Raw genomic sequence first — 15404 nt, 5'->3', positions numbered from 1 at the left:
AAGCTACACTTTATTGAGGAAGTCTAAACACTCTTTCAGGATAAGTTCAAATTGCTGTGACGATGTACAATTTAAGTTGATGGAATTGCAGGAAACCAAAAGCTTTGATCTTTTATTAAGGGTCATTTTGTTAAACATTTCCAATAATTTTGCTGACAATTTGTCATATTCCTTAAAATATACTAAATTTGCATCCCAAATTGTAAATTCTAAATGCAACGGGCTCATTCTGATACGGAACAAGCATTATTGGCGGAAGAACGCCAGGGAGAGGCCTATGGAACTATGCAAATGCAGATTCCTGGTGCTCGAAAATTTTATCTGGAAAGTTATGGATGTCAAATGAATTTTTCGGATTCTGAGATTGTAGCAAGTATTCTTTCAGAACATGGAATGTACGCTACAAAGATTTTAGAAGAAGCAGATTTAATAATGTTAAATACCTGTTCAATTCGTGAAAAAGCTGAAGAAACAGTTCGTAAACGATTGAGTTGTTTCAAGAAACTGAAGCGACGAAAACCAGATTTGATGGTGGCTGTCCTTGGATGCATGGCAGAACGGCTTAAAGATCAATTTTTAAAAGAAGAAAAATTGGTTGACATCGTAGTGGGCCCAGATGCTTATAGAGATTTACCACAATTAATCCATACGGTGGATGAAGGATATAAAGCGGTAAATGTGTTTCTGTCCCGGGAAGAAACATATGCGGATATCGCCCCAATGCGTTTAGATAGTAATGGCGTTACAGCACTCATTTCAATTATGAGAGGCTGCGATAATATGTGCTCTTTTTGTGTGGTCCCATTTACAAGAGGCAGGGAGCGAAGTCGCAGTGCATTTACGATCCTGGCGGAGGCACAACAATTATTTGAACAAGGGTATCGGGAAGTTACACTTTTAGGGCAAAATGTGGATTCCTATAAATGGGAAAACCCAGAAACCAATGAAACTATAAGTTTTGCAAAACTTTTGGAAATGGTTGCCTTGGTCCATAAGGATTTGAGAATTCGATTTTCAACATCACATCCAAAAGATATTACCCTGGATGTTATTCTAACCATTGCAAAACATGAAAATATTTGTAATTATATCCATCTTCCTTGCCAGTCTGGAAATAGTAGAATTTTAAAATTAATGAATCGTACCTATGATCGGGAATGGTATATGGGAAAGATTGATGAAATCTATAAAGTCTTACCGGATTGTGCAATTTCCTCAGATATGATTGCAGGATTTTGTAGTGAAACAGAAGAAGAGCATCAGGATACCCTAAGTTTGATGGAATATTCCCGATTTAGTTTATCCTATATGTTTTTTTATTCTGAACGGCCTGGCACCTTAGCGGCAAAAAAATATGTTGATGATATTCCGGAAGTTGTAAAAAGAAGACGGTTATCAGAAATCGTAGATTTGCAACGGAAGATTTCACTTGAGCATAATTTAAAAGATTTAGGTAAGATCTATAAGGTTTTAGTTGAAGGCAAATCCAAAAAATCTGAATTGATGTGGAAAGGTCGCAACTCACAAAATAAAGTTATCGTATTCCCAGCAAATGATGCAGTAGGTCTAGGTTCTTATGTTGATGTAGAAGTAACTGAAGCTACCAGTGCAACCTTGATAGGGAAACAAGTTATTTATAATTAATAAAATTAATTTTTGGAATCCGTACAAGCAATAAAACAACGATTTGGGATCTATGGAAGATCTGAACAATTGCATCAAGCATTGGATACTGCGATTCGGGTGGCAAGTACAGATTTGACAGTTTTAATTTCAGGTGAAAGTGGAACTGGTAAAGAAATTTTTTCAAAAATTATACATAGTTTAAGTCCGCGAAAGCACAATCAATTTATAGCAGTTAATTGTGGTGCAATTCCAGCGGGTACTATTAATTCAGAATTATTTGGACACGAAAAAGGCTCTTTTACGGGAGCTACCGCAGATCGGAAAGGTTATTTTGAAACAGCAGACGGAGGTACTATATTTCTTGATGAGATAGCAGAAATGCCGCAAGATACACAGGCCTTTTTATTGCGTATTTTGGAGTCTGGTGAATTTATAAGAGTCGGGGCTTCAAAAGTATTAAAAACAAATGTGCGCGTTGTGGCAGCTAGTAATGTAAATTTATTGGATCGGGTTCGGAATGGAAAATTTAGAGAAGATTTATATTACCGCTTAAATACAGTTCCGATTCGAGTGCCATCTTTAAAAGAACGAAGGGAAGATATTCAAATTCTGTTTAGAAAATTTGCACAAGATTTTGCTGAAAAATATCGGACAACCCCCATTGAGCTTGATGAACAAAGTGCAACTTTGATAGAAAATTATACCTGGCCAGGAAATATCCGGGAACTTCGGAATGCAGTTGAACAATTATCTGTTTTATCGGATCAAAAAGTTATAAAAGCGCAGGATTTAATTCGCATTATTCCAAATGTGAATGCACGGAATCTTCCAATGAATACAATGGAGCCGGATGCTCAAACGGGCTTTCATGAAAGAGAAATTTTATATAAACTCTTGTTTGATATGAAACAAGATTTGAATCAATTGAAAAATATGTTTTTTCAATTAGTGCATACAAATGATTTAGAGATGCCGGATGCAATGGAAAATGTATCCTCAAGTTTCAACCAAAATCAGCAATTAGCTTTTAATACTCAAAATCAAGCTGTGTGGAATACAAATCCAAATGCATCGTTATCGAATCAGAACAACGAAAACCCAATTATACTTGCGGGTGATAAAAATAATTTTGAAGCAGTTGAAGTTATGGAGGAAACCTTATCCTTAGAAGATATGGAGAAAGATATGATTTCAAAAGCCTTGAAAAAATTTAATGGTAAGCGAAAAGACGCTGCTGAAGAATTGGGTATTTCTGAACGAACACTTTATCGAAAAATAAAAGAATACGCACTCGACACATGATAACAAAAGGCTTCATTGTAATGAGTATGTTTTGTTTAACAGCATGCTATAGTTTTAAGGGAATCTCTATTGCCCCAGAAGTAAATACATTTTCAATTGATCAAGTGTTAGATCAATCTTATAATGCACCAGCAACCTATGCCATTGATTTTTCGGAAGCGTTAACTAACAAAATTCGAAAAGAATCCAGATTAATTTTAAATAATCAAAATCCGGACATTGTGTTTAAATGTAAAGTTACTGCCTTTGGAGTAGCCAGTCAAGCACCTGTGCCGGGTGTATCTTCTGCAATCAATAGACTTACCGTTACGATAGAAGTTGAATTTGTAAATAAACAAGATGAAAAGCTAAATTGGAAATCTCCATTTACTAGATATCAGGATTTTGATGCTGGTAAAAATTTTTCTACAGAACAACAACGCTTAACTTCTGATATTAACGGATTATTAATTGAAGATATTTTTAATAAGGCCTTTACGAATTGGTAGTCATGAAAAAACAAGCACAGATTTCTAAAGAGGATGCAAAATTATTATTGCAATCACATCCTTTAGTCTCACATCTTTGGCTTGCATCATCTGCAGATATTCAGGAACTTGCAGTAAGACTTCCAGATCCTTCCTATTCAGATTCTTTTAATTGGCCAAGTTACCAATTTACAAAGGCCATGGAGGTTTTGAATGACAAAAGTCAAAAAGCACGTATTGATTTTGTTAAGGAAGTGATACCAGAAGAATCCATTTTAGAAGTTGCATTAAGCTCGGAACAGGAATCTAAACATCCCGAATTAGAACAAGAAACGGAAGTAGAAATAGCAGCTGAATTAGATGTAGTTGTTGAAAAAGAGAATAAAAATCAAGTAGAAGCAATAACAGCTATTCAAGAAAATGAATTGAATGTTGAGCAGAAAAAGGAAGAATTTATTCCTGAAGAATTTGAAGAAGCTGTTATTAAAAGTAATGATAATCCATCCATCATATTAAATACGGATGCATCAGATCGAGAACCAAATTTGAAAACGAATTTGCTTCAAGAATCTGCAATATCGAAAACAGGTGTTAAAAGCGACTCAAAATTTAAAAAACGAAAAGGTAGAAAGCTCGTAAAATCTACTGAAATAGATGCGGAATTAGAAGATAGTTCTAAAATAGAACAAAATGATATGGAGGTATTTGTAGTTATTCCAGAAGTGTCTAAGCCAGAAAAGCAAAGTAAACGAATTTCAAAAAACCTTGATTTTTACGCCTGGTTAGAGGAATTAAACCTTGAAACCAATCCAAAACACCGTAAAAAAGCGGAAAGATCACAAAAAACCTTGATTAAAAAGGATGTTTTACCAGTGGATGAAACCCGGAAAGCAGTAGAAAGCAGCTTGAAATTAGGGGAAGAAATTGTATCAGAAACGCTCGCTAAGCTTTTGGCAAGACAAGGACATAAGGAAGAAGCTATAGTAATGTATCAAAAATTGGCAAGCAAATATCCGGAAAAAGGTACTACATTTGCAGCCGCTATTCAAAAATTAAAAAGCTAAGTTGTATGTTGACTTTTATTACAATATTGATTGCATTAGATTGTATCCTCCTAATTGGGGTTGTATTAATTCAGAACCCAAAAGGAGGTGGTGTAGATTCTACATTTGGAGGTCAGAGTGCCAACCAAATGTTTGGAGCTGCCAGATCAGCTGATTTTGTTGAAAAGTTAACATGGTGGTTAGCCGGTATTTTAATTGCTTTATGTATCGTTGCTGCGATTATGTCTTCTGCTAGTGGAAATATCGGAAATTCACAACCAGGGGAGGAAACACCTACGGAACAACCTGCAGAGCAGCCTGTTCAACCGCCAACAAGTGATCCTAAGTAAAAATTGGCTTCTAAGAAACGAATTTTCTTTCGGCAATTTTAATCGTATTTTAAAATTTTATTGAAGACAGATGAAATTTGCTCCTTTGTCTAGTTGATTATTTGACTATTGATCATTTGACTATTGACCATTTGAGTATTGATCATTTGACTATTGACCATTTGAGTATTGATCATTTAACTATTGACCATTTGACTATTAATCATTTGACTATCGACCATTTGACCATTTGACTATTGATCATTTGACTATTGATCATTTGACTACTGATCATTGACCATTAATCATTAGACTCTTGATTATTTCTGAATCATGCACAGCAATTATAATGGGCTCATGGATTTATTTGTTAATCATAAAAATAGTGCGGTAAATTTGGCTTATTGCACAATGAAATATGGAATACCTTACCAACCAACAGCGCATGGTTCGGCGAATTAATTTTTTCTGTTTTTAAATGATTTTCCGCTACCATCATAGGTAGCCTTTAAAGGATTTTGAATTTTATTTATATTTTTGATTTGGAAAATGTAATTTTATGTAAAGTAAACACAATGAAAGGCTATCGTATTTCAATAGTAAGCTCTTTGGTATTTCTATTCCTATCAGCAATTTTCCATTCCTTAAGTTTTTTTGCTAAACCTGAACCTGCAAATGATTCTGAGCGGCAATTATTAGATTTAATGAATAATTATCAAATGGATATGGGTGCTGGATTTGTTCGAACATTTCATGAAATCTTTTTATCTGTGAGTGCATGTTTTACTTTAATCTGTTTGTTTGGTGGCATTTTATTATTCTATCTTTTTAAATGTAATTTGACGAAACAAGTCATGACCGGAGTTTTAAATATATATTGTTTCATATTCGGTATTGCTTTTATCGTAATGTTGGTATTTACATTTCTGCCGCCAATTGTGTGTATAGGTTTCGTGTTTATAAGTTTAATCTCTACGCGGTATTTTAGTAAGGATATTGTATAAAATTTCAAATTCTAGCATAGGTTTTGCAAGTTTGTATTGGTGCAATTTATGTGCTCTCTAAACTTAAATGGTATTTATATAGGATCCGGGATTATATCAGAATATGGTTTACTTTATTCGTAAAAAATCAAAGAATTGAAAACTTGAATTTTGTATAGAGCCTTAAAAATGGAGCAAGCAAGCTCATTTTATATGCCAATTTGTCCTCAAAGATTCAAGAAAAATTATAAATTTTCAGCATTCTGGCACAAAAGACTGCCAAAACAACCCGATTTTTCGGGTGGCACAATCTATGATAGGTGAGTGTAGTCGAAACAAATTTAATCATTTAACTTATTAAAAAATTTTATAATATGAAGCCAATTAACGACCGTGTAGTAATTAAACCGGCTCCGGCTGAACAGAAAACCAAAGGCGGTATCATAATACCAGATACAGCTAAGGAGAAACCACTGAGAGGAGAAGTAATTGCCGTTGGACCAGGAAAAGACGGAAATTTAATGACTGTTCACAAAGGCGATTTTGTACTTTATGGTAAATATGCAGGTCAGGAATTTAATTACAAAGGACAGGATTATCTTATCATGAGAGAAGACGATATCCTAATCATTATTTAATTCAATTTATAATACAATAAAATCGAAACAATATGGCTAAAGAAATAAGCTTTAATTCAGATGCCCGTGAAAAATTAAAATCGGGTATTGATCAAATGGCAAATGCTGTTAAAGTAACATTAGGTCCGAAAGGAAGAAATGTTGTAATTCAAAAAAGTTTTGGTGCACCTCAAGTAACCAAAGATGGAGTTACTGTAGCTAAAGAAATTGAGCTAGAAGATCCAATAGAAAATATGGGTGCGCAGTTATTAAAAGAAGCTGCTTCTAAAACAAATGATCTTGCCGGAGATGGAACCACTACAGCAACTGTTTTAGCGCAAGCAATGGTTACCGCTGGAATGAAATATGTTGCTGCCGGTGCAAATCCAATGGATTTAAAACGTGGAATTGATAAAGCAGTTGCAACCGTTATAGCAGACTTGAAAAAACAATCTGAACAAATCGGAAATGATTTTAGTAAAATTAAACAAGTAGGTTCTATATCAGCTAACAACGACGAACTTATTGGTGAGTTAATTGCGAATGCAATGAAAAAAGTAGGAATCAATGGTGTTATCACTGTTGAAGAAGCGAAAGGAACAGAAACCACCGTTGATGTAGTTGAAGGGATGCAATTTGATCGTGGTTATTTGAGTCCGTATTTTGTTACCAATGCAGAAAGCATGACAGCAGAATATGAGAATCCATTAATTTTGATTTATGATAAAAAGATTTCTAATATGCAGGAAATGCTTCCGATATTAGAAAAAGTTGTTCAAACTGGAAAACCATTATTAATTATTGCGGAAGATGTAGATTCTCAAGCTCTAGGAGTTTTAGTTGTGAATAGATTGCGCGGTGGTTTAAAAGTTATTGCAGTAAAAGCACCAGGATTTGGTGATCGAAGAAAAGCAATGTTGGAAGATATTGCTATTCTCACAAATGGTACTGTAATTTCTGATGAAAAAGGCTATAAATTAGAAAATACGGAATTGGATCATTTAGGTACTTGTGAGAAAATTTCAGTTGATAAAGACAATACTATTATCGTAAAAGGTAAAGGCCAAAAGAAAATGATAGAGGCTCGTATCAATCAGATTAAACAACAAATTGAATCCTCTACTTCTGATTATGATAAAGAAAAACTACAGGAACGTTTGGCAAAATTAGCTGGAGGTGTTGCGGTATTAAATATTGGTGCAGCTACGGAAGTTGAAATGAAAGAAAAGAAAGATCGCGTGGATGATGCTTTACATGCTACCCGTGCAGCTGTTGAAGAAGGAATTGTAACTGGAGGTGGAGTTGCTTTAGTACGAGCAATCGCTTCTATGGCAAAAACCAAAACAATCAATGATGATGAAAATATCGGAATCGAGATTGTGAAAAAAGCTTTGGAATCACCAATCCGGGTAATCGCAGAGAACGCAGGGGTAGAAGGTTCAGTAGTGTTTATGAATGTTTCTGCTAAAAGAGGTTCCTATGGATTTAATGCCAGAACAGGTGAATATGAAGACCTAAAAAAGGCAGGTGTTATTGATCCAACGAAGGTTACAAGAATAGCTTTAGAAAAAGCGGCTTCCATTGCAGGAATGATTTTAATGACTGAGTGTGTTGTGAATGATAAGCCTAAAGAAGATAGAGGCGGTGGCGGTCATCACCATGGTGGTGGTGGAATGGATGGAATGATGTAATATTTTCATTAGATTTAGAAATATAAGTAAAAAGTCCTGCCATTTCGGCGGGACTTTTTTTTATAACTAAATTCAAGCTTTTGTTCAATTTCCAACTTTAAAGAAATTATTTCCATTTTGGAATTAATTTTACCTTCTATCAATTCATACCGTATGAAATATTTATTATTATTTATTGTAAGCTTTTCATTTGTTTCTTGCTTATTCAGTCAAGATAGCATTACGATACAGACCTTTACCTGGGATAACAATAGCCGAAGAGGGGTATTTCAGTTCCCGGATGATCCTTCTCAAACATATCGCAAAATCTTAATGTATTATAATATGCGATGTCATGGGGCTCGGGTGGGTGTTGGCAGTGTCGGTTGTTATGAATGGGATTATAGTTGCAATACCTTTATTACAGATAGTACAAAGTTAGATAGCAGTGTTTCTACCATTGGAAATTACGTTATTTCAGGATTTAATGGTCTTCAATTTTATTATACTACAATACCGACGAATACTTTTTATCGGTTGATTCAAAAAGATGCCACCTACACAGCAATTGTATCTGAGCAAAAGCGAATGATAGGAAATGGAACGAAAGTCCAAGCGCTGGAAACTAAAGATGGCAGCTTTAGATCACAGTATTTATTTACAGCTCAGGAATTACTGAATGCTGGGGCAAAAGCAGGTACATTAACAGGAATAGATCTCCAGGTTGCTAATATTGGAAATAAATTACCGCATTTGAGAATTCGGATAAAAGCTGTTGCTAAGTCGACTTTATCCGAAAATGTTCCGGATGTAGAAGGATTCACTGAAGTCTATTATAAAGATACAGAGTTTAAAATCGTAGGTTTAAACCGTTTACAGTTTTATAATCCATTTACTTGGAATGGATCTTCTTCAATTTTAGTAGATCTAAGTTATACCGAATTCAACCAAGTGAATCCTCCTAAATTTTTATTCCATGATGCCGGTTCAAATCAGTTTTCAATTTCTGCTTTCGGTAAAGAACAATCTATTGTTTGGGATGGTGTAGGTGCTACATCTACTGCTTCTAAGTTAATGAATATTTCAAACGAACTAACCCTTAGTTTTTGGTCTTTTGGCACAGCACACTTACAGCCAAGTAATGGAAGTATTTTGGAAGGCTTAGACAATAAAGGTCAACGTGCATTAAATATCCATTTGCCCTGGAGTAATGGAGGTATTTATTTCGATTGTGGTTCTAAAAATGGATCCTATGATAGAATTGAAAAAACAGCAACGGTTTCAGACTATGAGTCCCAGTGGATCCATTGGACATTTACTAAAAATGCACTCACTGGTGAAATGAAAATATACCGAAATGGAGAATTATGGCAAAGTGGAATTGCCAAATTTAACCCAATTCAATTATCGAGTTTAACCATTGGGGCTCCAGCAAGTTATCAAGGCCCATTTTATGGAAGAATGAGGGAATTGTCTGTATGGAATAAAGTCCTGGATTCTACTACCATTAATCTATGGAAAAATAAAACAATTCAGGCATCGCATCCTGCATATGCTTCACTTATTTATTATTATGATTTTCAAGATGCAAACCCAGCGATTATTAATGATAAATCAAAAGATCCGGATAATTTACTTTTGCCAACTCCACTAATTAGACATCAGGAGCGAGGTGATAAATCCATGCTGAATTTTACAGCATCCAATGATAGACCGAATATCAGTTTTATTCAAGGTGTTTATTCAGGATCTAAAATAACCAATATAAATGTGCAGGATTCAATACCAAATGGACCTAGAAAAGTACTTCAATATAAAGTCGTACAAAATAATTTAATCCTGGATTCTGTATTTTATATTTATGCTGCTGCAGATGATAATATTCGATTTGAGAATGGAGATATTGCAGAATCTAATTTTATTGAACCGGAAGATCTCTTAGAAATTTCGAATTTAAAATATTTTAATAAGACTCCTGCGAAATTTGAATTGTTGTCATTGGTTACACCCTATGGAAATAATCTGGATTTAGGAAAGGATGGAAAAACCTTTGTTTTTGATGTTACTGATTTTACACCAATATTAAAAGGGAATAAATTAATTTCCATGGAATTAGGTGGTGAAAATCAAGAGGAGATTGATTTAAAATTTGTATTTATAAAAGGAACACCTGAACGAAATGTAATCGATATATCCAATATCTGGACATTTCAAAGAGGCTATTTTTCAGAGATTTTGAATAACAGTCGATTTGAACCTCGTAAAATTTTATTGAACCCGGCATCTAAAAATTATAAACTTCGGTTTTCAATTACAGGTCACGAGCAGAATGGAGAATTTACACCAAGGAACCACTTTGTGACTGTTAATGGTAATAGCAATAAGAAATTTCCATTTACGGTTTGGAAAGAATGCGCCTGGAATCCTATATATCCTCAAGGGGGAACTTGGATTTTTGATAGAGCAGGTTGGTGCCCTGGTGCGCCTTCTCAATTAACTAGTTTTGATATTACAAGTCTATCCGCTCCTGGAAATGAAGTACTTATTGATTATGGTTTAGAGCCTCCTCAGCTAGACCAAGCAAATTATTTGGTCTCAAGTCAAATTGTTGCATATGGAGATTTAAACCATAAGTTAGATGCAAGTTTGCAAGAAATTATAAGGCCAAGTTCGGGTCGTGTTGAGTTTGATAGATTAAATCCATCGTGTAACTCACCTACCGTATTAGTGCGAAATAGTGGTAGCGATCTAATTTCTAATCTCAAACTTGTTTACGGAATAAAAAATGGAATAAAAGAAACCTACATCTGGAATGGTACGCTAAATTCATTACAGGAAATACAAATTGAATTACCAGTTCAAAATATTAATTTTTGGAATCCTGGATTGGATAGTTTATTTGTCTTCGAAGTTGAAATTACGGAAATAAATTCAATCCAGGATGCGGATATTTTGAATAATAAAAAAGTCACTCCATTTAAAATGGTTGATCGGTATGCAGTGAATTTATTTTTTGATTTTAAAACAAATAATATTCCGCAGGATAATGATTATAAAATCGTAAATAGTCAGGGTGTAACCGTGTTGGAACGTTCAAATATGGCAATAAATACTTCTTATCGAGATGAATTATTGTTGCCGGCAGGTTGCTATACATTATACGTGAATGATGCTTCACACGATGGTTTGTATTTTTGGTTTTATGCAGGGAATGGCAATGGGAATGCACGAATGATGCGGAAAGTGAATAATGTAGTGTTGCCAATTAAGAATTTTAATTCAGATTTTGGTGCCGGATTTCAATATGATTTTGTAGTTGCACAACCGGTAGGTACCAAACAAATTGACAAAGCATCCTTATTAAGTATTTCACCGAATCCGACAAGTTCAAATGTGCAAATTGAGTTCCAAAATCATAATTCAGATCTTGTTCGACTCTTTGTAAGAACGATGGATGGTAAGACTATTTATGAAAATCAAATTCAACCAAAAAATGATTTTCAAATTTTGAAATGGAATTTGGATCAATTCGTATCGGGTTCATATATTATTCAAATTTTACAAGGGGATACTATATACTCCAGAAAATTAATTAAAATTTAATTTTTTAGCTTGTGATTAATATCTCCGAAAGGATTTTTTATTTAACTTTTAAGTTGATTTAAAATATAAAATCAACTGTTGAATTTGGATTTTCTAATTTATAGCTCTTTTTAGATTTACCAATCGTTAAATGAAGTATATTAATTTGGCTTTCTATAAATTGATAAAGTAAGGAGTTTGAAACAGAAATTAATTTTGGTTTGTTGATTTCTTTCGATTCAAAATAGCACCAAATTACATCCTCTTCAATTTCAGAACCCAAATAAATCAAATTTAGAATTTGTTTATCACAGGAAATGGATAATCTGGATTGTATATAGGATTCTATTTTATTTTGTAAGAAAATTTCATCTTTAGGATGGATTAAATCAATGGGTACTTTATACGTTTGAGCCAAGGTTTTTTCAAAATCATCTATAAATAACTTTGCACTAATTTCAATTTTTTTTGTCGATTCATTATAATGAATTTCAGTAACGCTTAAGTAAAAGGGATGAAACTTAAAACAAAATGCCAAAGAACCAAGGCTGATGAATATCAGGACGAAGCAATTTAATAAGAATTTGTTTTTTGTAATTTGCATCCTACAAAAATACATGGAATGGATGATTTTCAACTATGGTTTCGGACGGGAGCAGAGCATATCCTTGATTTAAATGGCTACGATCACATTTTATTTATTTTGGTCTTATCTATTTTGTTTAGTTATCGGGATTGGAAACCGCTATTATTTCTGGTCACGGCATTTACAATAGGACATTCTTTGACCCTTGCGATGAGTGTGTTTGACTGGATCCAATTGCAAAGGTCATTTGTAGAGGTTTGTATTGCTTTAACTATTGTAATAAGTAGCATTTTCAACCTTTTAGATTTAAAACGCAATCAAACGGATATTTCGGGGAGGTATTTGACTGTCGTATTATTTGGGTGTGTCCATGGTCTTGGTTTTTCTTATTTGTTAAAATCAATGCTTGGACATCAGGAGAGCATCCTACTGCCTTTATTTTATTTTAATCTAGGGTTGGAAGCAGGTCAAATAATAATCGTCTTGTTTGTCTTGATATTAAAATTTATTTTAATCAGTTTTTGGAAGTCGAAAGAAAAAATAATTACAACTACGATAACTTTCGTAATTTTGCTTTGGGCTCTTCAAATGCTCCTTAAAAGGATTTTAAATTATGAATAAATTTTGTATTGTTTTACTGTTAGTTGGTGCTTTTTCTAAAGCTGTATGCCAGAATATTAGGAATAATCCAAGATCAAATCATGGCAATAAATTCGAACAATTAGGTTTTATATTGCCAGATGCGAATCCTTATAGAACTGCATCGGGGTCCCCTGGAAATCAGTATTGGCAAATGAGGGCTGATTATAAGATCCAAGCAAAATTGGACGAACAAAAAACTAAATTATTTGGATCTGAATGGATTACATATTATAATAATTCACCAGATAAACTTCAATATGTATGGCTCCAATTAGATGAAAATGAACATCATCCAACAGTTCCGAGTAATTATGAATCCAATGAAAGTAAATTGGAAGCGCCCATTTCTCAGAATGATTTAGAGCGCGTTGATAAAAGGGCATCTTTGGAAGGGTATGGAGTTAATATAGAACAAGTTACCGATGAGAATGGCAGGAAATTAAATTATTTCGTAAATCAAACAATGATGCGGATTGATTTGCCAAAAACATTATTGCCAGGCAAGAAAATCAAATTTTTTATTAAATGGAATTATAGGATTCCGGATCGTATGAGTTTAGGTGGCAGAGGTGGTTATGAATTTTTTAAAGAAGATGGAAATCACTTATTTACCATGTCTCAATGGTTTCCCAGAATGTGTGTTTATTCTGATTTTCAAGGTTGGCAAAACAAGCAATTTACAGGTAGAGCTGAATTTGCTCTTGCTTTTGGGAATTATCATGTTGAATTAACGGTTCCTGCTGATCATATAATTGCTGCAACAGGACAATGTGAAAATTATAAAAATGTATTGACAAAAGCACAGTATTCAAGATGGCAGCAAGCCCAAAAAAGTAAGGAGGTATTGGAAATTGTAACTTTGGATGAAGCAAAAGCCGCTGAAGCGAAAAAATCAAAAGAGACAAAAACCTGGATTTATAAAGCTGTGAATGTTCGGGATTTTGCCTGGGGTTCTTCCCGAAAATTCATATGGGATGCGATGCCAATAAATGTTGATGGAAAACAAGTAATGTGTATGAGTTATTATGCAAAGGAGGCATATGGATTATACCGGAAATATTCTACGAAGACCGTTGCCCATACCATTCGTACTTATTCTAAATATACGATTCCATATTCTTACCCTGTTGCAATTTCAGTGGAGGCAAATAATGGTATGGAGTATCCAATGATCTGTTTTAATTTTGGAAGAACTGAAAAAGATGGTACTTATTCAGAAGGCACTAAAAATGGTATGCTTGGTGTAATCATACATGAAGTGGGTCATAACTTTTTTCCCATGATAATAAACAGCGATGAACGTCAATGGACATGGATGGATGAAGGACTTAATACATTTGTTCAGTTTTTAACTCAGGAAGAATTTGATAATGACCATCCAACAGATCGGGGTTCTGCTAGTAAAATTGTTGATTATATGAAACTGCCTAGAGAACAATTAGAACCTATTATGACCAATAGTGAAAACCTGATTCATTTTGGTTCAAATGCCTATGCAAAAACAGCTGCCGGATTAAATATTTTAAGAGAAACTATATTAGGTCGAGAATTATTTGATCATGCTTTTAAAACCTATGCAAATCGGTGGGCATTCCATCATCCAACACCAGCTGATTTTTTCAGGACCCTGGAAGATGCATCAGGTACTGATCTGGATTGGTTTTGGAGAGCTTGGTTTTATGATATTGAACCTTGTGATATTTCCATTGACTCCGTAAAATTTGGAATTGCAGATGTAATGCCGGCACCAAGAGTAACAAATTATTATATGCAAACAGAAGAATCCAATGAATCTATTACGAAATACCTAAACCGGAAATCGGGGATGCGTTTTTTAATTGATCAGGATACTTCCTTGCGGGATTTTTATTATTATCATAATCTCAATGAGAAAAAGAAACTGAAGTATAATCCAGTAATTTCAAATATTGAAAGTCAGAATTCCATGGATAGTTGTTTTTTATATGAAATTCAATTTTCTAATAAAGGTGGAATGGTTATGCCCATTATTTTGCGTTGGAATTATACAGATGGAACCTATGAAGATGAACGTTTAAATGTTCAAATTTGGAGAAAAAATGAAAACGAAGTTACAAAAACATTTATCCGAACAAAACCAGTAAAATCTATTCAATTGGATCCATTTAAAGAAACAGCCGATATTGATTTGACAAACAATCAATGGAATATTGAATTAGCTCCAACCCGGATTGATATATTCAAAAGGGAAAAGGAAAATAGGAGACGAAGAGGTGGTGGCGGTACGAATATTATGCAGCTTGAAAAAAAATCTAAAGTTGGAAATTGAAATGTCTTTAGGTGGATTCATTATGAAAAATCAAGTGCGGTAAATGCAATGAGAAATGGATGAAACTTCATTTTGATTTATTCAAATTCAATTTTCAGTAATCCAACCGAAGAATTCATTCAATATTTTTTACATATTGATAAAATTGTAATTTGGAAATGTGAAATTTATAGGAGAAATACTAAGTAAAGTTTAGATGCTTAATTTTTAAATAGTGCTATATCGTATTGAATAGTATAATAAATGGAT

General features: G+C 33.8%; 12 protein-coding genes. 11 read left to right on the top strand and 1 reads right to left on the bottom strand.

From position 1 onward, the window contains the following. The first annotated feature begins 213 nt into the window (after positions 1 to 213). The 9 genes from miaB to IPO86_13975 all read left to right on the top strand — a co-directional run bounded on the left by miaB (position 214) and on the right by IPO86_13975 (position 11640). Positions 214 to 1644 carry a tRNA (N6-isopentenyl adenosine(37)-C2)-methylthiotransferase MiaB gene (gene miaB / locus IPO86_14015; GenBank protein ID MBK9729220.1) on the top strand — a complete coding sequence of 477 codons (1431 nt, stop codon included), beginning with the start codon at positions 214 to 216 and terminating at the stop codon, positions 1642 to 1644. A gap of 12 nt (positions 1645 to 1656) precedes the next feature. Beyond that, positions 1657 to 2928 (top strand): sigma-54-dependent Fis family transcriptional regulator, encoded by a 1272-nt coding sequence (locus IPO86_14010; GenBank protein ID MBK9729219.1) that lies wholly within the window; start codon positions 1657 to 1659, stop codon positions 2926 to 2928. A 26-nt stretch (positions 2929 to 2954) separates the two neighbouring features. Then, positions 2955 to 3416 carry a hypothetical protein gene (locus IPO86_14005; protein MBK9729218.1) on the top strand — a complete coding sequence of 154 codons (462 nt, stop codon included), beginning with the start codon at positions 2955 to 2957 and terminating at the stop codon, positions 3414 to 3416. A gap of 2 nt (positions 3417 to 3418) precedes the next feature. Beyond that, on the top strand, positions 3419 to 4459 hold the full coding sequence (locus IPO86_14000; GenBank protein ID MBK9729217.1) for a hypothetical protein: 1041 nt from the start codon (positions 3419 to 3421) through the stop codon (positions 4457 to 4459). A gap of 5 nt (positions 4460 to 4464) precedes the next feature. Further along, positions 4465 to 4788, top strand: a complete 324-nt coding sequence (gene secG, locus IPO86_13995; protein MBK9729216.1) for a preprotein translocase subunit SecG — start codon at positions 4465 to 4467, stop codon at positions 4786 to 4788. Between the two features lie 554 nt (positions 4789 to 5342). Next, positions 5343 to 5771, top strand: a complete 429-nt coding sequence (locus tag IPO86_13990) for a hypothetical protein (GenBank protein ID MBK9729215.1) — start codon at positions 5343 to 5345, stop codon at positions 5769 to 5771. Positions 5772 to 6124: 353 nt separating this feature from the next. After that, complete coding sequence (locus tag IPO86_13985; protein MBK9729214.1) at positions 6125 to 6388, top strand: co-chaperone GroES; 264 nt, start codon at positions 6125 to 6127, stop codon at positions 6386 to 6388. Positions 6389 to 6420: 32 nt separating this feature from the next. Beyond that, the gene (groL, locus tag IPO86_13980; GenBank protein ID MBK9729213.1) at positions 6421 to 8058 is read left to right on the top strand and encodes a chaperonin GroEL; all 1638 of its coding nucleotides are present in this window, start codon (positions 6421 to 6423) and stop codon (positions 8056 to 8058) included. A 153-nt stretch (positions 8059 to 8211) separates the two neighbouring features. Then, positions 8212 to 11640, top strand: coding sequence for a T9SS type A sorting domain-containing protein (locus IPO86_13975; protein ID MBK9729212.1), 3429 nt, complete (start codon positions 8212 to 8214; stop codon positions 11638 to 11640). A gap of 58 nt (positions 11641 to 11698) precedes the next feature. Here the strand turns inward: IPO86_13975 and IPO86_13970 are convergent, their stop codons facing one another. After that, the gene (locus tag IPO86_13970) at positions 11699 to 12223 is read right to left on the bottom strand and encodes a hypothetical protein (protein MBK9729211.1); all 525 of its coding nucleotides are present in this window, start codon (positions 12221 to 12223) and stop codon (positions 11699 to 11701) included. Positions 12224 to 12241: 18 nt separating this feature from the next. On the opposite strand from IPO86_13970, the gene IPO86_13965 reads away from it, so the two are divergent. After that, entirely contained in the window at positions 12242 to 12826 is a 585-nt protein-coding gene (locus IPO86_13965; GenBank protein ID MBK9729210.1) for a HupE/UreJ family protein, read from the top strand. Then, positions 12819 to 15155, top strand: coding sequence for a M1 family metallopeptidase (locus IPO86_13960; GenBank protein MBK9729209.1), 2337 nt, complete (start codon positions 12819 to 12821; stop codon positions 15153 to 15155). The genes IPO86_13965 and IPO86_13960 overlap by 8 nt, the downstream gene beginning before the upstream one ends. Positions 15156 to 15404: the final 249 nt, after the last annotated feature.

Source organism: Saprospiraceae bacterium, from assembly GCA_016717265.1.
GTDB lineage: Bacteria > Bacteroidota > Bacteroidia > Chitinophagales > Saprospiraceae > Vicinibacter.
This window is presented reverse-complemented; position numbering and strand designations above follow the sequence as displayed.